Source organism: Pseudomonas sp. zfem002 (genome assembly GCF_032621685.1).
Taxonomy (GTDB): Bacteria; Pseudomonadota; Gammaproteobacteria; order Pseudomonadales; family Pseudomonadaceae; genus Aquipseudomonas; species Aquipseudomonas japonica.
Map to the genome: position 1 here is coordinate 604,053 of NZ_JAVYJH010000001.1, position 19,235 is coordinate 623,287.

Genomic DNA, 19,235 nt, shown 5'->3' on the forward strand with positions numbered 1-19,235 from the left:
CTGCCAGGTGCCTGTCTTGATCTTGCAGCGCCCTGGAGATCGAGCGGCGCATCGCTGTGCATGACGATGCTCTTCTAGCGTCCTGGAGATCGAGCGCCGTGCGGACGGCGCTCGATCTTGAGAGCGCTAGAAAAGCATCGACATGCACAAGCGATGCGCCGCGCGGGCGGCGCTCGATCTCAAGGGCGCTGCAAGACTCAAGACAGACACCTGGCAGCCTTGACACGACCCCATCACCAGCAAACCAGCCCCACCACAACCCCATGAAAAAAGGGCCTCACCGTCACCGGCAAGGCCCTTTTTCTACGTCAACGATCAGCTATAGACCCGACCCAACAACTGCCGGTGACTCTCGAACTGATCCAGCACATCCCGGGTGATCTGCTCCGGGGTGAAGCCCATCAGGTCGTATTCCTGACTGCCGTTGTGCAGGTACACCTCGGCGCGATAGAAGCGCTGGCGCACTTCGCTCTCGCCTTCCACCGGCGCTTCGCTCGGCGCGGCCAGGTAGCCGTCGAGGCTGACTTCGTAGACGAACGGGTTGCCCTCTTCCATCTCGATGCGCAGGCCCATGGCCTCGCGCGACTGGCCCACACGGGTCTGCACGTTCAGCCCCATGTTGCGCAGCTGCTCGGCGGCCTCTTTCAACGCCGGGCTGACCCGCTTGTCCATGAAACGCTGGACCATCGCCTGGGTCGGCTGCAAGTCCAGCTGGCTGAGGCGTTCGCTGAAACCACGACGACCACGGGCAGCCAGTTCGGCCTGCTCCTGTTCGATCTGGCTGTCCTGCTTCATCGCCTTGTACAGGCCGAACATGAACACCACCAGCACCACCGAGAACGGCAGGCCGGCCAGCACCACCATGGTCTGCATGGCTTCGAAGTTGCCGGCGAACAACAGGCCGATGGTCACCAGGGTGATGATCGCGGACCAGAGGATACGCAGCCAGTGCGGCGCGTCTTCGTCGACGTTGCCGCCCTTGCACGACAGGTTGGCCATCATCACCGCGCCGGAGTCGGCCGGGGTGAGGAACAGCACGAAGCCGACGAACACCGCGACACCGACGACGATCTTCGCCGCCGGGAAGTGTTCCAGCAGTTGGTAGATCGACATCGACGGCTGTTCCAGGGCCGTGCGCCCCAGTTCCACGGCCCCCTGGTTGATCACCAGGTCCAGCGCGGTGTTACCGAAGATCGACAGCCAGGCCAGGGTGAAGCCCAGCGGGATCAGGAGCACGCCGGCGACCAGCTCGCCGACGGTACGGCCACGGGAAATCCGCGCGATGAACATGCCGACGAACGGACCCCAGGAGATCCACCAGGCCCAGTAGAACACGGTCCACAGGCCCAGCCAGCGCTCGGACTTGGCCGCGTCGCCTTCATAGACATAGAGGTCGAAGGTCTTCAGCACCACGCCGTTGAGGTAGTCGCCGATGTTCTGCACGAAGCCGTTGAGCAGGTGCAGGGTCGGGCCGTTGAGCAGGACGAACAGCAGCAGGCCGCTGAACAGCAGGATGTTCAGGTTGGACAGGCGGCGAATGCCGTTCTCCACACCCGACACCGCGGCGATGGTCGCCACGGTGCTCATCACCAGGATCACGATCAGCAGGTTGGTGTTGCTGTGCTCCATGCCGAACAGGTATTCCAGGCCGGACGACACCTGCATCGAGCCGATGCCGAGGTTGGTCACCAGGCCCAGCAGGGTCACGAACATGCCGAAGATATCGACCATGTGCCCGGCGGCACCCTTGACCCAGCGCTCGCCGACCAGCGGATACAGCGCCGAGCGCAGGGCCAGCGGCTGGTTGTGACGGTAGGCGAAGTAGGCCACGGCGAGGCCGACCAGGGCGTAGATCGCCCAGCCGTGCAGGCCCCAGTGGAGGAAGGTCAGTTGCAGGCCTTCACGAGCGGTCTGCAGGCTCGGCGAAGCGCCGCCCGGCGGATTGAAGTAGTGGTCCAGCGGCTCGGAAGCACCGAAGTACAGCAGCGAGATACCGATGCCCGAGGAAAACAGCATGCCGGCCCAGGCGCCGTAGCTGAAGTCCGGCTTGTCGTCCTTGCCGCCCAGCTTGAGCTTGCCGTAGCGGGAGAAGGCGATGGCGATGACGAACAGCAGGTAGCCGCCGATCACCAGCATGTAGTACCAGCCGAAGCTGCGCGACAGCCAGGCTTGCGCCTGCCCGAGCACGCGACCGGCGGTTTCCGGGACCGCGATCAGCAAGGCAGTCAAACAGAGGATCAGCAGCGTCGAGGTGAAAAACACCACGCTGTTGACCCGAACCCTCTCGGCGGGGGTCTTGATCAGGGAGGCAGAACTCATTGCACGGATGCTCCAAGGCGGTGCGTAGGAAAAAGAGAAACAACCCGTCACCCGGGCAATTGGTGCAATAGCCCCATCGCCGCAGGTGATATAAAAGCACCTTGAAAAACCGTGATCCCAAATCGAATGCGTTGAAAACAGCGTGGAAAACCCCGGCTCGAGGGTTTCGCCGCAGGGCCCTGGGCCGTTCGGCGGAGCTGTTCAACGTTGCGTCTGTGCGCGCCAACAACCTTGTTCTACGGGGGTTACACGTCTTTTCGGGGGTGCCGATTCGCGCTTTCTGACGGGCGCAAAAGCCTGTCAAGGGTACGAATTGTCGCAGAGCTTATTCTTTGTTGATTGAACGTTCAATCAAAACAAAATAGACTGGCCTTCGCCGAGTCAGCCGCCTGTCGTCTGCTCGCAGGCCTGAGGAGATTTGCAAGATGCCCAAGGTCGGTATGCAACCCATTCGCCGCCAGCAGTTGATCGAAGCCACGTTGACGGCTATCGACCAGGTCGGCATGGGGGATGCCAGCATTGCGCTGATCGCCCGTTTGGCCGGTGTGTCGAATGGCATCATCAGTCACTACTTTCAGGACAAGAACGGCCTGATCGCAGCGACCATGCAGTACTTGATGACGGTATTGAGCGAGGGCGTCGCCGCCCGTCGCCAGGCACTCACGGACAACAGCCCGCGCGCCCACCTGCAGGTGATCATCGAAGGCAACTTCGACGCCAGCCAGGTCAATGGCCCGGCAATGAAAACCTGGTTGGCGTTCTGGGCCACCAGCATGCACCAGCCGTCCTTGCACAGGTTGCAGCGGATCAACGATCACCGCCTGTATTCCAACCTGTGCTGCCAGTTCCGCCGCGTCCTGCCGCTTGCCGATGCACGCAGCGCAGCCCGCGGCCTGGCAGCTCTGATCGACGGTCTGTGGCTGCGCGGTGCGCTCTCCGGAGACGCCTTCGATACCCACCAGGCGCAGCAAATCGCTTACGAATACATGGATCTACAACTGGCTAAACAGACGAGCCCGGACACACAGACCCAGGCCTCTGAAGCCCCGCGCAAGCCCTCCCGGAAGAAGTCGGGAGCCGCTGCCGGATAGCCCCCCACATTGCACTTGCGAGGACACTATGGCCCGTTTCGAAACGCAAAAACTCTACATTGATGGCGGTTACGTCGACGCTGGCAGCGATGCCACCTTCGAAGCCATCAACCCGGCCAACGGCGAAGTCCTCGCCCATGTGCAACGCGCCACCCAGGCCGACGTCGAGCGCGCCGTGGCAAGCGCCGAGCGCGGCCAGAAAGTCTGGGCCGCGATGACCGCCATGCAGCGCTCGCGCATCCTGCGCCGCGCCGTGGACATCCTGCGCGAGCGCAACGACGAGCTGGCCGCCCTGGAAACCCTGGACACCGGCAAGTCCTACTCGGAAACCCGCTACGTCGACATCGTCACCGGCGCCGACGTGCTGGAGTACTACGCAGGCCTGGTGCCAGCCATCGAAGGCGAGCAGATCCCGCTGCGCGAATCGTCGTTCGTCTACACCCGCCGCGAGCCGCTGGGCGTCACCGTCGGCATCGGCGCGTGGAACTACCCGATCCAGATCGCCCTGTGGAAATCCGCCCCGGCCCTGGCCGCCGGCAACGCGATGATCTTCAAGCCGTCGGAAGTCACTTCGCTGACCACCCTGAAACTGGCCGAGATCTACACCGAAGCCGGCCTGCCGGACGGCGTGTTCAACGTCCTCACCGGCAGCGGCCGCGAAGTCGGCACCTGGCTGACCGAGCACCCGCGCATCGAGAAAGTCTCCTTCACCGGCGGCACCACCACCGGCAAGAAGGTCATGGCCAGCGCCTCCAGCTCGTCGCTGAAGGAAGTGACCATGGAACTGGGCGGCAAGTCGCCGCTGATCATCTGCGAGGACGCCGACCTGGACAAGGCCGCCGACATCGCCATGATGGCCAACTTCTACAGCTCCGGTCAGGTCTGCACCAACGGCACCCGCGTCTTCGTTCCTGCATCGATGAAGGCGGCTTTCGAAGCGAAAATCGTTGAACGTGTCGCGCGCATCCGCGTTGGCAACCCGGAAGACGAAAACACCAACTTCGGTCCGCTGGTCAGCTTCCCGCACATGGAAAGCGTCCTGTCGTACATCGCCAAGGGCAAGGAAGAAGGTGCCCGCGTGCTGTGCGGCGGCGAGCGCCTGACCGAGGGTGAATTCGCCAAGGGCGCCTTCGTCGCGCCGACCGTGTTCACCGACTGCCGCGACGACATGACCATCGTCAAGGAAGAGATCTTCGGCCCGGTGATGAGCATCCTCAGCTACGAGACCGAGGAAGAAGTCATCCGTCGCGCCAACGACACCGAATACGGCCTGGCCGCCGGCGTCTGCACCAACGACATCAGCCGCGCCCACCGCATCATCCACCAGCTGGAAGCCGGTATCTGCTGGATCAACGCCTGGGGCGAGTCGCCGGCGGAAATGCCGGTCGGTGGCTACAAGCAGTCCGGTGTCGGCCGCGAAAACGGGATCAGCTCGCTGGCCCAGTACACCCGCATCAAGTCGGTCCAGGTCGAGCTGGGCAACTACAACTCGGTGTTCTAAGCGCCCCCTTGTAGTCGCGCCCGGTCCCTGCCGACCGGGCGCCTCCCCGCTCTCCCACCTGCCTGCTCAAAGAGGGAACAGAACATGTCCTCCCATATTTTCGACTACATCATCGTCGGTGCCGGCTCGGCCGGTAACACCCTGGCCACACGCCTGACCGAAGACGAAGGCGTCACCGTCCTGCTGCTGGAAGCCGGCGGCCCGGACTACCGTGCCGACTTCCGCACGCAGATGCCGGCCGCGCTGGCCTTCCCGCTGCAGGGTCGCCGCTACAACTGGGCCTACGAGACCGATCCGGAGCCGCACATGGACGGCCGCCGCATGGAATGCGGTCGCGGCAAGGGCCTGGGCGGTTCCTCGCTGATCAACGGCATGTGCTACATCCGCGGCAACGCCATGGACTTCGACGGCTGGGCGCAACTGCCGGGCCTGGAAGACTGGACCTACCTGGACTGCCTGCCGTATTTCCGCAAGGCGGAAACCCGTGACATCGGCCCCAACGACTACCACGGCGGCGAAGGCCCGGTCAGCGTGGCCACGCCCAAGGCCGGCAACAACCCGCTGTTCCACGCCATGGTCGAAGCCGGCGTGCAGGCCGGTTACCCGCGCACCGAAGACCTCAACGGCTACCAGCAGGAAGGCTTCGGCCCGATGGACCGCAGCGTGACCAAGAACGGCCGCCGTTCCAGCACCGCCCGTGGCTACCTGGACACCGCCAAGAAGCGTCCGACCCTGACCATCGTCACCCACGCCCTGAGCGATCGCGTGCTGTTCGAAGGCAAGCGCGCCGTTGGCGTGACCTACCTGGTCGGCTCCAGCGAAGAGCGCGTGGAAGCCCGCGCGCGCAAGGAAGTCATCGTCTGCAGCGGCGCCATCGCCTCGCCGCAACTGCTGCAGCGCTCCGGCGTTGGCTCGCGCGAGCTGATGGACAGCCTGGGCATCCCGCTGGTCCACGAACTGCCGGGCGTCGGCGAGAACCTGCAGGACCACCTCGAGCTGTACCTGCAGTACGCCTGCACCCAGCCGGTGTCGCTGTATCCGTCGCTGCTGTGGTGGAACCAGCCGGCCATCGGTGCCGAGTGGCTGTTCAACGGCACCGGCATCGGCGCCAGCAACCAGTTCGAAGCCGGCGGATTCATCCGTACCCGTCCGGAGTTCGAATGGCCGAACATCCAGTACCACTTCCTGCCGGTGGCGATTAACTACAACGGCTCCAACGGCGTGAAGGAACACGGCTTCCAGGCGCACATGGGTTCGATGCGTTCGCCGAGCCGCGGCCGGATCAAGCTGAAGTCCCGCGATCCGCGCCAGCACCCGAGCATCCTGTTCAACTACATGGCCACCGAGCAGGACTGGCAGGAATTCCGCGACGGCATCCGCCTGACCCGCGAAATCATGGCCCAGCCGGCGCTGGACGCCTACCGCGGCCGCGAGATCAGCCCGGGCGAGCACGTGCAGACCGACGAGGAACTGGACAAGTTCATCCGCGAACACGCCGAGACCGCGTTCCACCCCTCCTGCTCGTGCAAGATGGGCGAGGACGACATGGCGGTGGTCGATGGCCAGGGCCGTGTGCATGGCATGCAAGGCCTGCGGGTGGTGGATGCGTCGATCATGCCGATCATCATCACCGGCAACCTGAACGCCACCACGATCATGATCGCCGAGAAAATCGCCGACAAGATCCGTGGCCGCCAGCCGCTGCCGCGCAGCACCGCCAAGTACTACGTGGCCAATGGCGCGCCGGTGAAGGGCAAGGCGCTGCGGGAAGTGAAGCAGGCCTGATGGTTTGATGGGGCCTGTACCGGCCCCATCGCGGGCAACGCCCGCTCCCACAGGTATCGCGTGCACCGCCGAACCCTGTGGGAGCCGGCGTTGCCGGCGATGAGGCCAGCACTGGTAACACCGAAAAAGGCACCTGTCCCAGGTGCCTTTTCTACATCTGCGGAAACGCTTTACAGCCCGCCAATTCATCAGGTTAGAATCGGTTGGCATGCGACCTGCTTATCGGTCAGGTCCTCTTTCCCGCGATGTTCCCGGAGTACTGCCTTTGGATGCGAGCACCATCAACAGCCTGTTCCTCATCGGCGCATTGCTGGTGGGGGCAAGTATCCTGGTCAGCTCGCTGTCTTCGCGCCTGGGCATCCCGATTCTCGTCATCATCCTCGCCGTCGGCATGGTCGCCGGGGTCGATGGCGGCGGCATCATCTTCAACAACTATCCGGTCGCCTACCTGGTCGGCAACCTCGCCCTCGCCGTGATCCTCCTCGACGGCGGCCTGCGCACGCGGGTCGCGAGCTTCCGCGTGGCGCTGTGGCCGGCGCTGTCGCTGGCCACGGTGGGCGTGCTGATCACCACCGGCCTCACCGGCATGGCCGCGGCCTGGCTGTTCGACCTCAACCTGATGCAGGGCCTGCTGATCGGCGCCATCGTCGGCTCCACCGACGCCGCCGCGGTGTTCTCCCTGCTCGGCGGCAAGGGCCTCAACGAGCGGGTCACCGCCAGCCTGGAAATCGAATCCGGCAGCAACGACCCGATGGCGGTGTTCCTCACCGTGACCCTGATCGACATGATCGCCAGCGGCCAGACCGGCCTGCACTGGAGCCTGCTGCTGCACCTGGTGCAGGAATTCGGCATCGGCGGCGTGCTGGGCCTCGGCGGCGGATGGCTGATGCTGCAGCTGGTCAACCGCATCAACCTGGCCGGCGGCCTCTACCCGATCCTGGTGATCGCCGGCGGCCTGGTGATCTTCGCCCTGACCAACGCCCTGCACGGCAGCGGCTTCCTCGCCGTCTACCTGTTCGGCCTGGTCCTCGGCAACCGTCCGATCCGCAGCCGCCACGGCATCCTGCACATGCTCGACGGCATGGCCTGGCTGGCGCAGATCGGCATGTTCCTGGTCCTCGGCCTGCTGGTCACACCCCACGACCTGCTGCCAATCGCTCTGCCGGCCCTGGCCCTGGCGCTGTGGATGATCCTGGTGGCGCGGCCGCTGTCGGTGGTCGCCGGCCTGCTGCCGTTCAAGGCTTTCCATGGCCGCGAGAAAGCCTTCATTTCCTGGGTCGGCCTGCGCGGCGCGGTGCCGATCATTCTCGCCGTGTTCCCGCTGATGGCCGGCCTGCCCCAGGCCCAGCTGTACTTCAACCTGGCGTTCTTCATCGTCCTCGTGTCGCTGCTGGTGCAAGGCACCAGCCTGCCGTGGGTCGCGCGCCTGCTGAAAGTGACGGTACCGCCGGACCCGGCGCCGATCTCCCGTTCGGCCCTGGAAGTCCATATCACCAGCGAATGGGAGCTGTTCGTCTACCGCCTCGGCGCGGAAAAGTGGTGCATCGGCGCCGCCCTGCGCGAGCTGAAGATGCCCGAAGGCACGCGCATCGCCGCGCTGTTCCGCGGCCAGCAACTGCTCCATCCGTCGGGAAGTACCACCCTGGAAGTGGGCGACCTGCTCTGCGTAATCGGCCACGAACACAACCTGCCGGCCCTCGGCAAGCTGTTCAGCCAGGCGCCGCAGCGCGGCCTGGACCTGCGTTTCTTCGGTGACTTCGTCCTCGAAGGCGACGCCGAGCTGGGCGCGGTCGCGGCGCTCTACGGCCTGCAACTGGACGGCCAGGATCCGCACATGCCGCTGGCCCGCTTCATCCAGCAGAAAGTCGGTGGCGCGCCGGTGGTCGGCGACCAGATCGAGTGGAACAACACGACATGGACTGTTGCACTCATGGACGGGAACAAGATCCAGAAAGTGGGGATCAGATTCCCCGAAGGCAGCCGCCCAGGCCCCGGTCTGTTCCTGTAAAAGCGGCTCCTTTACACTGCCCTTTCCAGTTCGACTGTACGAATTTTCTGCCTATGTCCCTGCGCACGCTTGTCGGCGCAGCCCTGATCGGGCTGTGCCTGTCCCTGTCCACCGCCTTCGCCGCGGAGCCACCCACCACCGAGAGCGTCCAGCGGAGCCTCGACAAGATCGCCGAGCGCAAGCTGCCGGAGGCCGACCAGAAGGCCCTGCAGCAGGTACTCGAACAGACCCTGGCGTTTCTGACCAACAAGGCTGACTACGAAAAACGCCTGGCCGCGCTCAAGCAGCAGTTGCTCGACGCGCCCAAGCAGACCACCGAGAGCCAGCGCGAACTGGCGCGCCTGCTGGCCAGCAAGCAGACGCCGGCGCCACAGCGCTACGCGGCAATGAGCGTGCCGCAGCTGGAGCAGTTGCTGTCCGAACGGACCACCGAACAGGGCGAGCTGCAGAAGGCCCTGTCCGAAGCCAACAGCCTGACCATCAACGCGCAGACCCGTCCCGAGCGGGCCCAGGCCGAGATCAGCAACAACCAGACCCGCAGCCAGCAGATCAACAGCATCCTCAAGGCCGGCAAGGACGGCGGCAAGCCGCTGTCCGCCGACCAGCGCAACCAGCTCAACGCCGAACTGGCCTCGCTCAACGCCCTGACCCTGCTGCGCCGCCAGGAACTGGCCGGCAACAGCCTGCTGCAGGACCTCGGCAACGCCCGGCACGACCTGCTGATCGAGCGCGTCGCGCGCATGGAACAGGAAATCCAGGACCTGCAGACGCTGATCAACGAAAAGCGCCTGGCACAGTCACAGCAGACCGTCACCCAGCAGTCCATCGAAGCGCAGAAGGCCGGCGGCAGCACCGTCCTGGCCACCGAGAGCGCGGCCAACCTGAAGCTCTCCGACTACCTGCTGCGCAGCACCGACCGCCTCAACGAAGTGACCCAGCAGAACCTCAAGGCCAAGCAGCAACTGGACAGCCTGAGCCAGGCCGACCAGGCCCTGGACGAGCAGATCAACGTGCTCAAGGGCAGCCTGCTGCTGTCGAAGATCCTCTACAAGCAGAAGCAGGCCCTGCCGCACCTCAAGCTGGACCGCGACCTGGCCGACCAGATCGCCGATATCCGCCTGTACCAGTTCGAGGTCAACCAGCAGCGCGAGCTGATCGCCAGCCCCAGCCAGTACGTCGACAAGCTGCTGGAGAACCAGCCCGCCGAGCAGGTCACCCCGGCGCTGCGCAAGGCCCTGCTGGACGTGGCGATCACCCGCTCCGACCTGCTCGAACGCCTGAACCGCGAACTGAGCTCCCTGCTCAACGAATCCATCACCCTGCAACTGAACCAGAAGCAACTGCTGAGCACCGCGCAAAACCTGCGCGCGACCCTCGACGAGCAGATGTTCTGGATCCCCAGCAACAAGCCGCTGGACCTGGAGTGGCTGCGCTACATCCCCGAGCGCCTACCGAAGCAGGTGGTGAGCCTGCCTTGGGGCGCGGGCGTCAGCGAACTGGCCGACGGCCTGCTGGAGCGACCGCTGCTGTTCCTGCCGCTGCTGCTGTTGATCGGTGCCCTGCTGTGGCGGCGCAAGTACCTGTACGCACGGCTGAGCAAGGTGCACAGCGATATCGGCCACTTCAAGCGTGACAGCCAGTGGCACACGCCACAGGCGATCCTGATCAACATCCTCCTGGCCCTGCCGCTGAGCCTGTTCCTCGCCTTGTGCGGCTACGCCCTGCAGATCGACGCCCGCGGCCAGAACGCCAACCTCGGCGCCGCCCTCTGGCAGATCGCCCAGGCCTGGCTGGTGTTCTACACCGCCTACCGGATCCTCGCACCGGGCGGCGTGGCCGAGCTGCATTTCCGCTGGGAAAAGCCCCAGGTGGAATTCCTCCGCCGCTGGATCCGTCGCCTCGGCGCGGTGGTCCTGGCCCTGGTCGGCGTGGTCGCGGTGGCCGAACACCAGCCGTCAGCCCTGGCCGACGACGTGCTGGGCATCGGCGTGGTGCTGACCTGCTACGCCCTGATGGCCTGGCTGCTCAGCCGCCTGCTGCTGAGCAGCCCGACCCACCGCAACACCTCGCTGTTCCGCAAGGCCGTGGGCGTGGCCTTCACCGCCCTGCCCATCGCCCTGTTCGTCGCAGTGTGCTTCGGCTACTACTACACCGCGCTGAAACTCAGCGACCGGCTGATCTACACCCTGTACCTGCTGATGTTCTGGCTGGTGATCGAGGCCACCTTCGTCCGCGGCCTGGCCGTGGCGGCGCGGCGCCTGGCCTACCAGCGCGCCCTGACCAAGCGCCAGCAGGCCAAGGAAGGCCTGGACGGCGAAGTGCCGGTGGAAGAGCCGAACCTGGACATCGAACAGGTCAACCAGCAGTCCCTGCGCCTGATCCGCCTGGCCCTGCTCGGCGTGTTCATCGGCGGCCTGTACTTCGTCTGGGCCGACCTGATCACGGTGTTCGCCTACCTGAACAACTTCACCCTCTACGAGTACACCAGCGGCACCGGCGCCACCGCGAGCATGGTGCCGATCAGCCTCGGCGACCTGCTCGGCGCCCTGGTCATCGTCGGCATCACCCTGGCCCTGGCGCGCAACCTGCCCGGCCTGCTGGAGGTGCTGGTGCTGTCCAAGCTGGACCTGGCCCAGGGCAGCGCCTACGCCACCACCACCCTGCTCTCCTACGTCATCGTCGGCGTCGGTTTCGTCTCGACCCTGTCGACCCTCGGCGTCAGCTGGGACAAGTTGCAGTGGCTGGTGGCCGCGCTATCGGTCGGCCTCGGCTTCGGCATGCAGGAGATCTTCGCCAACTTCATCTCCGGCATCATGATCCTGTTCGAGCGTCCGGTGCGGATCGGCGACACCATCACCATCGGCAACCTGTCCGGCACGGTGAGCAAGATCCGCATCCGCGCCACTACCATCACCGACTTCGACCGCAAGGACATCATCGTCCCGAACAAGACCTTCATCACCGGCCAGCTGATCAACTGGTCGCTGACCGACACGGTCACCCGGGTCACCCTCAAGCTCGGCATCGACTACGGCTCGGACCTCGACCTGGTGCGCGACCTGCTGCTCAAGGGCGCTCGCGAGAACCCGCGGGTACTGAAGGATCCGGAACCGATCGTGTACTTCCTCAACTTCGGCGAAAGCTCGCTGGACCACGAACTGCGCATGCACGTGCGTGACCTCGGCGACCGCAACCCGACCCTCGACGAACTGAACCGCTACATCAACCGCGAGTTCAAGGCGCACAACATCAAGATTTCCGTGCGCCAGGTGGAGGTGTTCATCATGGACACCCAGGGCAACAAGAAGCAGTTGATTCCCATGGGCGACGCGCTCAAACCCGATGGCACGCCAGGAGCCCCCGCGTGAAAGCCCTCGACGAACTGACCTTCGACAACCGCTTCGCCCGCCTGGGCGACGGGTTTTCCACCGAAGTGCTGCCGGAGCCGATCGATGCTCCGCAACTGGTGGTGGCCAGCGCAGAGGCCATGGCCCTGCTCGACCTGGAGCCCACCGAGGCGTATTCGCCGGTGTTCGCCGAGCTGTTTTCCGGGCACAAGCTGTGGTCCGAGGCCGAGCCGCGGGCGATGATCTATTCCGGGCATCAGTTCGGCTCCTACAACCCGCGCCTGGGCGATGGTCGCGGCCTGCTGCTGGGCGAAGTGCGCAACGACGCCGGCGAATCCTGGGACCTGCACCTGAAAGGCGCGGGCCAGACGCCTTACTCGCGCATGGGTGATGGCCGCGCGGTGCTGCGCTCGTCGATCCGCGAATTCCTCGCCTCCGAAGCCCTGCACGCCCTGGGCATCCCCAGCAGCCGGGCGCTGTGCGTGATCGGTTCGAGCACCCCGGTGTGGCGGGAAACCCGCGAGACCGCGGCGATGCTCCTGCGCCTGGCGCCGAGCCATATCCGTTTCGGCCATTTCGAGTACTTCTACTACACCCGCCAGCCGGAGCAGCAGCGCATCCTCGTCGACCATGTGCTGGAGCAGCACTACCCCGAGTGCCGCGCGGCGGACGAGCCGTACCTGGCGATGTTCCGCACCATCGTCGAGCGCAATGCCGAGCTGATCGGCAAATGGCAGGCCTACGGTTTCTGCCATGGGGTGATGAACACCGACAACATGTCGATCCTCGGCATCACCTTCGACTTCGGCCCCTATGCCTTCCTCGACGACTTCGATGCCGGGTTCATCTGCAACCATTCCGACGACCAGGGGCGCTACAGCTACAGCAACCAGGTGCCGATCGCCCACTGGAACCTCAGTGCCCTGGCCCAGGCACTGACGCCGTTCATCAGCGTCGAGGCGCTGCAGGAAGCGCTGGGGCTGTTCCTGCCGCTGTACGAGGCGCACTACCTCGACCTGATGCGCCGTCGCCTCGGCCTGACCAGCGCCGAAGAGGGCGACAAGGTGCTGATCCAGCGCCTGCTCAGCCTGATGCAGCCGGGGGCTGTGGATTACAGCCTGTTCTTCCGCAAGCTCGGCGATCAGCCGGTGGAGCAGGCCTTGCGGGTGGTGCGCGACGATTTCGTCGAGCTGAGCGGTTTCGACCAGTGGAGCGCGGATTACCTGGAGCGGGTGCGGCGCGAGCCGGGCAATGCCGACGGGCGGCGTGAGCGGATGCATGCAGTGAACCCGCTGTATGTGCTGCGCAACTACCTGGCGCAGCGGGCCATCGAGGCGGCGCAGGGTGGGGATTTCACCGAGGTTCGGCGCCTGCATGAAGTGCTGCGCCGACCGTTCGAGGAACAGCCGGGGATGGAGGCCTATGCCGAGCGGCCGCCGGAGTGGGGCAAGCATCTGGAGATCAGTTGTTCCTCATAGCAACACGAGCGCCACCGCCCTGTAGGAGCGTGGCTTGCCCGCGAAGGACCGCGTAGCGGTCCCGGACCTCGCTGCTATCGGGGACCGCTGTGCGGTCCTTCGCAGGCAAGCCAGCTCCTACAGGCCCTTCGCGTGCAAGCCACGCTCCTACGGCGCGGCGGCGGCAGAGCCATTGAAAACCCCGGGAAACACCGCCACATACCCTGCAACAATCCATTTCCGGACCCGCTCCCATGACCGACCCACTGCTGATCCCCTGCCCCCACTGCAACGGCCTCAACCGCCTCCCCGCCGACCGCCTCGGCGACACCCCCAAGTGCGGCCGCTGCAAGAGCCCGGTCCTGCTGGCCCAACCCTTCGAACTGGAACAGGCCGACTACGCCAGCCAGATCAAGGGCGACCTGCCGCTGCTGATCGATGTCTGGGCCGACTGGTGCGGGCCGTGCAAGTCCTTCGCGCCGGTCTTCGAGCAGGCCGCACGGCAACTGGCCGGGCGTTGCCGGCTGGCGAAACTGGACAGTGAAGCCAACCGCGAACTGGCTGGCCAATTGGGCATCCGCTCGATCCCCAGCCTGATCCTGTTCAGGAACGGCCGGGAAGTCGCACGCCAGAGCGGTGCATTTCCACTCCAGCAATTGCTGGAGTGGCTACGTACTCAAGGCGTCTAGCTGGCCGATAACCTACAAGGCATTCAGCCCTTTCTAATGAAAATTCCGAAGCACTGCTGAGATTTCCTATAGATAGCTGGGAAACGCCCTGCTGACTGCATTCCCCTTCACATCAATGATTCCGCCCCTCACACGACTATGGAGGGGTTATGGGAAGACCATTGGCATGCCTGGGCGACAAGACCACCTACGGTCAGGTCGTCTCGGCCACGGCAATCTGGTGCGAGGGCGACAAACCCATCGTGCAGTCGGGTGACCTGGCCCACTGCGAAAAATGCAACGGGACCTTTCCCATCATCGGCACCGCCTTCGAGTGGTCGGAAAAGCAGCCCTACGCCGCCACCGGCGACCGGGTTGCCTGCCGCTGTCCGGATCATGTGGTGTACGGCTCGACCCGGATGATCAGCACGAGCCTGCCGCCGGAGCAGTCTGCTGCCGCCCAATCGGCGAACTTCCGTGCGATGCCCAGCGCAGCCAACGTGGCGCCGGGTCCGGGCACAACTTCCGAAAGCACCGTGGCGCTGCATGACCGGGTATTCGCCAGATCCTGTCTCGGCACCACCAAATCCACCTGCACCCAGGAGCCCATCGAGAATTTCGGACGGGTCGCGGTCATCGGCCCGACGGCGCGGGAAACCGCTGCCGGTATCGCCCTTGGCGGCGTGGCGATTGGCCGTGTCGCTGGCAGCGGTCTGCTCGAGGGACTGGGGACATGGACGGTACGCGGCGCCTCCTCGTTCGCCAGCGCGGCCAGCCCGTTGCTGCTGGCCCTGTGGCCGTCCGATCTGGCCGACGGCACGCTCTACACCGAGGAGCAACTGCGGCAGATGAGCGAAGCGCTGACCCGCGTGCGCTTCCAGTTCCGCCGCGATGCCCAGGGCGTGGTGCAGATCCATGGTTTCCACACCTTCAGTCACTACGGCGGTGAGGACCGGGTAGCGGTCAGGCAGGCCAACTGGAATGCCGACAAGAGTGCAATGGAGGCGCGCCTCGGCGGCCTGACCATCACCTGGACGCCCAACAACGGCCCGCTGGTGACGGCGCCGACCACCTACCCCGGCGCGCGACCGGATGTGCTGGACAACATCCTGGTTCATCCGATCCCCACAGGGCGGAACAGTCAGATCACCACCTACCCCGGGCACGATGCCGAGGACATCACCTGGCAGGACGTGATCCTCACGTTCCCGGCGGATTCGGGGGTGCCGCCGCTGTATCTGGTGTTTGCCAAGCTGGCGGTGGAAGTGCTGGAGGTTGATACCTACGGAGCATTCACTGGCCGTCCACGTAATGGGCTACATGTGGACCATATGCCATCTCAGGCAGCGATCCGCCGTTATCTGCGTTCCAGGATGGCGTACCTCACAAGCGAACAGGTTGATCGATTGGTGAACGACGTAGCGAGCATCGCAATACCAGCAGCAGTACATCAAAAATTCAGCGAAACCTACGGTGGGCGAAATACTCGCGAAAAACAGTTGCTGGATGCGGGTGATCTGCGCGCGGCAGTGGATAGTAATTTCGATGCAATTAAACCCTATCTACTCGAAGAGGGTTTTGCAGAGTTCACGCTTGAGGATGGGCGGGCCAAGATGCATAAAATCAACGAAAAGCAAGGATGGTATTGAATGAATGCCAACAAACTAATCAACCTGGTTAAAAGTCTGGGTCGTACCTATCGCGAGCTTGTTCAGGAAGGACTAGTCCGCGACGAAGCGCTACGCCCTCTATTCAAGGAAGGTGAGAATGAAGATCTGATTCAAACGGCCGAGCCTGGTATCGAGTTATGGTTCTGGGCACATACAGAACGACTGGAGCGAATCACGATCACTCTGACTGCGCAATTTGAAGGCGAACATGTGTACAAAGGCGAACTTCCGCTGCCTTTCACCCACAAGATGGATCAATCAGGAATTCATGCGAAGCTAGGCACTCCAGATGACTCGAAAGGCCCTGTAAAGCTTCCACTCCCCATTGGCATGACCGGTGGATGGGACGCTTATCGCCTTGATCGATCTCTGCATCACAATGCTGAAGTTGCCATTCAGTTCCTGGCAGACAAGTCTGTTGCTGGCATGGCTTTTCGCTTGATTGATCTCGGTCATGACTAAGAGGTAAGGCCTCTACAGATGGATTACAAACAACAGCCGTAAGATGATCCCACTCCAGCAGTTGCTGGAGTGGCTGCGCGCACAGGGTGTTTAAGCGTTCTCTTCAAGCAGCGAATGCAACTCGACGAACTGCTGGGTCAGCTTGTGCCGCGGTTCCAGGTGAATCAGCGGCAGGCTGGCTTCATGCGACTCACGCATCTTCACCGAACTGTTGAGGTACACCGGCAGCACCGGTAGACCCTCGGCCAGCAACTCCTCGAGCATCTGCTGCGGCAGGCTGGCGCGGGGCTGGAACTGGTTGACCACGATGCCCTCGACCTTGAGGTCCTCGTTGTGGTCGTCCTTCAACTCCTCGATCTCCGAGAGCAGGCCATACAGCGCCTGGCGCGAGAAGCTGTCGCAATCGAAGGGGATCAACACGCGATCGGCGGCGATCAGCGCGGAAACCGCATAAAAATTCAAGGCTGGCGGCGTATCCAGGTAGATCCGGTCGTACTCCTCGTCCAGTTCGTCGAGCAGTTTGCGCAGCTTGTTGATCTTGTGCTTGGCCTCGAGCTTGGGCTGCAGGTCGGCCAGCTCCGGGGTGGCGGTCACCACATGCAGGTTGTCGAACGGGGTCTCGTAGATATCCACCTTGTTCTTCTTGGCGAACGGCCCGGAGGACAGGGTCTGCTTGAAGAAGTCGGCGATGCCCATGGGAATGTCCGCACCGGTCAGGCCGGTGAGATACTGGGTGGAGTTGGCCTGGGCATCCAGGTCGATGAGCAGGGTCCGATAGCCTTCACTGGCACTCACCGCCGCGAGATTGCAGGCGATGCTGGACTTGCCGACGCCGCCTTTCTGATTGAACACCACGCGCCGCATGGAAAGACCTCCGTGTTTCAAAGAATGACCGAGTATGTGTTCCGCCCGAGGGATTGACCAGCACAGAAAGGCTCAAGAGATCGCAAAAACGACCGACAACACGTCTGGGCCGCCTGTCGGGAAAGTGCGGGCGGATGCAATGCGCGAAGCCCGCAGTGGTCTCTGTTGAGTCACCGGCTTCGCAATCAATGGCAATACATTGTTTGCTACAGGCCCCTTGCACCGGGATAATGCCCGGCACTCGGCGATTTCGCCCGCAGGCCGTTGCTCCGAGTCCCCCTCGGCATGGAAGTCCCTCAGGGCGAGATACACACCGTGATCACATTCAATATCAGTCAGTGGCGCGCCTGGGCGCCCGGCCTCCAGACGACTGCGCACTGGCGCCAGTGGAGCCGCGGCGAGTGTGCGATCGACAGCGCCGACGCAGCGCCGGACGTGTCGTTCCTGCCCGCCATGCAGCGCCGCCGCCTCAGCCGCCTGGCGCGCATGGCGTTCGCCGTGGGCTGGCCGCTGGCCGAGGGCCTGGAACGCCTGCCGCTGGTGTTCGTCTCGCGCCACGGCGAAACCCCGCGCACCTTCGAGATCCTCAGCGACCTCAGCCACGGCCAGCCGCTGTCACCGACCCAGTTCAGCCTGTCCGTGCACAACGCGGTGATCGGCCTGTGGTCGATCCTGCGCGGTGAAACCAGCGAAATGACCGCCATCGCCGCCGATGGCGACGGCTTCGAACAGGGCGTGCTGGAAGCTGCCGGCCTGCTGCACGACGGCGCCCCGGCGGTGCTGCTGATCGTCGCCGAGGAACAGCCGCCCGAAGTCTATCGCCCGTGGATCAGCGATGTTCCCTGCGACTACGCCCTCGGCCTGCTGCTGACCCCCGGCGAGGAGTGGAGCCTGTCGCTGCAGGGCGAGCCCACCGCCGTCGCCGTCGAACCCCATGCCCTGAGCTGGCTGCGCAGCCTGCTCGACGAACGCACGACCTGCACCCACACCCTCAAGGACCGCACATGGAACTGGCAACGCAAGGCCTGAACCGGCCACGCGACGCCTGGCTCTGGCGTCTGCTGGCCACCGCGCTGAGCTTTCTCCTGTTCGGCCTGGGCGGGCTGTGCCTGCGCCTGCTGGTCTTTCCCCTGCTGGCCTGCCTGCCCGGCGACCGCCAGCGCCAGCGCGAGCGGGCGCGGCACACCATCAGCTGGCTGTTCTGGCGCTTCATCCGCTTCATGGCCGCCTGCGGCGTGCTCACCTACGACGTCCAGGGTGCCGAGCGCCTGGGCCGCCCCGGGCAGATGATCATCGCCAACCATCCTTCGCTGATCGACGTGGTGTTCCTCATCGGCCTGGTCCGCCGGAGCAACTGCGTGGTCAAGCAGAGCCTGTTCAGCAATCCGTTCACCCGCGGCCCGGTGAGCTCGGCGCAGTACATCGGCAACGACGGCAGCATGGACATGCTCGACCGCGCCGTCGCCTCGCTGCAGGACGGCCAGACCCTGGTGATCTTCCCCGAAGGCACGCGCACCGAGCCCGGCCGGGCGCCGTCCTTCCATCGCGGCGCGGCGGCCATCGCCCTGCGCGGCGCGCGGGTGATCACCCCGGTGACCATCAAGGTCAACCCCACCACCCTGACCCGGTGCGAACCCTGGTACCGCATCCCGGACCGCCGCGTGCACTTCAGCCTGCGCGTCGGTGCCGACATCGACCCACAGGCCTTCGCCAGCCAGGGCCCGGCCCCGCGTGCGTCGCGCCAACTCAACGACCATCTGCACCAGTACTTCATCAAGGAGCTCGCAGAAGATGAGCAACCCCCAACTGAACCGTGACATCAAGGACCTGATCATCGAGGCCCTGGGCCTGGAAGACATCAGCGCGGACGACATCGGCGACGAGCAGACCCTGTTCGGCGAAGGCCTGGGCCTGGACTCGGTGGACGCCCTCGAACTCGGCCTGGCGATCCAGAAGCGCTACGGCATCAAGATCGACGCCGACGCCAAGGACACCCGCTCCCACTTCACCAACGTGGCCAGCCTGGCTGCGTTCGTTACCGCCAAACAGGCCGCCTGAGACCG

At 64.4% G+C, this 19,235-nt stretch carries 14 protein-coding genes; 12 read left to right on the plus strand and 2 right to left on the minus strand.

Features of this window, described 5'->3' with window-relative positions:
* Positions 1–315 precede the first annotated feature (315 nt).
* Entirely contained in the window at positions 316–2,262 is a 1,947-nt protein-coding gene (locus RTI28_RS02705) for a BCCT family transporter (RefSeq protein WP_316919114.1), read from the minus strand.
* Between the two features lie 482 nt (positions 2,263–2,744).
* Between RTI28_RS02705 and betI the strand changes: the two genes are divergently transcribed.
* From betI to RTI28_RS02750, 9 genes are all read left to right on the plus strand, one after another.
* Positions 2,745–3,410 (plus strand): transcriptional regulator BetI, encoded by a 666-nt coding sequence (gene betI, locus RTI28_RS02710; RefSeq protein ID WP_316918997.1) that lies wholly within the window; start codon positions 2,745–2,747, stop codon positions 3,408–3,410.
* Positions 3,411–3,438: 28 nt separating this feature from the next.
* On the plus strand, positions 3,439–4,911 hold the full coding sequence (gene betB, locus RTI28_RS02715; RefSeq protein ID WP_316918998.1) for a betaine-aldehyde dehydrogenase: 1,473 nt from the start codon (positions 3,439–3,441) through the stop codon (positions 4,909–4,911).
* Between the two features lie 84 nt (positions 4,912–4,995).
* The gene (betA, locus tag RTI28_RS02720; RefSeq protein WP_316918999.1) at positions 4,996–6,696 is read left to right on the plus strand and encodes a choline dehydrogenase; all 1,701 of its coding nucleotides are present in this window, start codon (positions 4,996–4,998) and stop codon (positions 6,694–6,696) included.
* A 265-nt stretch (positions 6,697–6,961) separates the two neighbouring features.
* Complete coding sequence (locus tag RTI28_RS02725) at positions 6,962–8,704, plus strand: potassium/proton antiporter (RefSeq protein ID WP_042121330.1); 1,743 nt, start codon at positions 6,962–6,964, stop codon at positions 8,702–8,704.
* A 53-nt stretch (positions 8,705–8,757) separates the two neighbouring features.
* Entirely contained in the window at positions 8,758–12,072 is a 3,315-nt protein-coding gene (mscK, locus tag RTI28_RS02730) for a mechanosensitive channel MscK (protein WP_316919000.1), read from the plus strand.
* The gene (selO, locus tag RTI28_RS02735) at positions 12,069–13,529 is read left to right on the plus strand and encodes a protein adenylyltransferase SelO (RefSeq protein ID WP_316919001.1); all 1,461 of its coding nucleotides are present in this window, start codon (positions 12,069–12,071) and stop codon (positions 13,527–13,529) included. Before mscK ends, selO begins: the two co-directional genes overlap by 4 nt.
* 233 nt (positions 13,530–13,762) lie before the next feature.
* Positions 13,763–14,197: a thioredoxin TrxC gene (gene trxC / locus RTI28_RS02740; protein ID WP_316919002.1), complete on the plus strand. Its 435-nt coding sequence runs from the start codon at positions 13,763–13,765 to the stop codon at positions 14,195–14,197.
* Positions 14,198–14,346: 149 nt separating this feature from the next.
* Positions 14,347–15,825, plus strand: coding sequence for an S-type pyocin domain-containing protein (locus tag RTI28_RS02745; protein WP_316919003.1), 1,479 nt, complete (start codon positions 14,347–14,349; stop codon positions 15,823–15,825).
* The gene (locus RTI28_RS02750) at positions 15,826–16,308 is read left to right on the plus strand and encodes a DUF6392 family protein (protein ID WP_316919004.1); all 483 of its coding nucleotides are present in this window, start codon (positions 15,826–15,828) and stop codon (positions 16,306–16,308) included.
* A 90-nt stretch (positions 16,309–16,398) separates the two neighbouring features.
* Here RTI28_RS02750 and RTI28_RS02755 read toward each other — a convergent pair whose 3' ends face one another.
* Positions 16,399–17,172 (minus strand): ParA family protein, encoded by a 774-nt coding sequence (locus RTI28_RS02755; protein WP_316919005.1) that lies wholly within the window; start codon positions 17,170–17,172, stop codon positions 16,399–16,401.
* A gap of 285 nt (positions 17,173–17,457) precedes the next feature.
* Here RTI28_RS02755 and RTI28_RS02760 point away from each other — a divergent pair, with 285 nt between their 5' ends.
* Genes RTI28_RS02760 through RTI28_RS02770 form a run of 3 tightly spaced genes read left to right on the plus strand, consistent with a single transcriptional unit; the run spans position 17,458 to position 19,230 of the window.
* Positions 17,458–18,201 (plus strand): beta-ketoacyl synthase chain length factor, encoded by a 744-nt coding sequence (locus tag RTI28_RS02760; RefSeq protein ID WP_316919006.1) that lies wholly within the window; start codon positions 17,458–17,460, stop codon positions 18,199–18,201.
* Positions 18,177–18,989 carry a lysophospholipid acyltransferase family protein gene (locus tag RTI28_RS02765; protein ID WP_316919007.1) on the plus strand — a complete coding sequence of 271 codons (813 nt, stop codon included), beginning with the start codon at positions 18,177–18,179 and terminating at the stop codon, positions 18,987–18,989. The genes RTI28_RS02760 and RTI28_RS02765 overlap by 25 nt, the downstream gene beginning before the upstream one ends.
* Entirely contained in the window at positions 18,964–19,230 is a 267-nt protein-coding gene (locus tag RTI28_RS02770) for a phosphopantetheine-binding protein (RefSeq protein ID WP_316919008.1), read from the plus strand. The genes RTI28_RS02765 and RTI28_RS02770 overlap by 26 nt, the downstream gene beginning before the upstream one ends.
* Positions 19,231–19,235 lie beyond the last annotated feature (5 nt).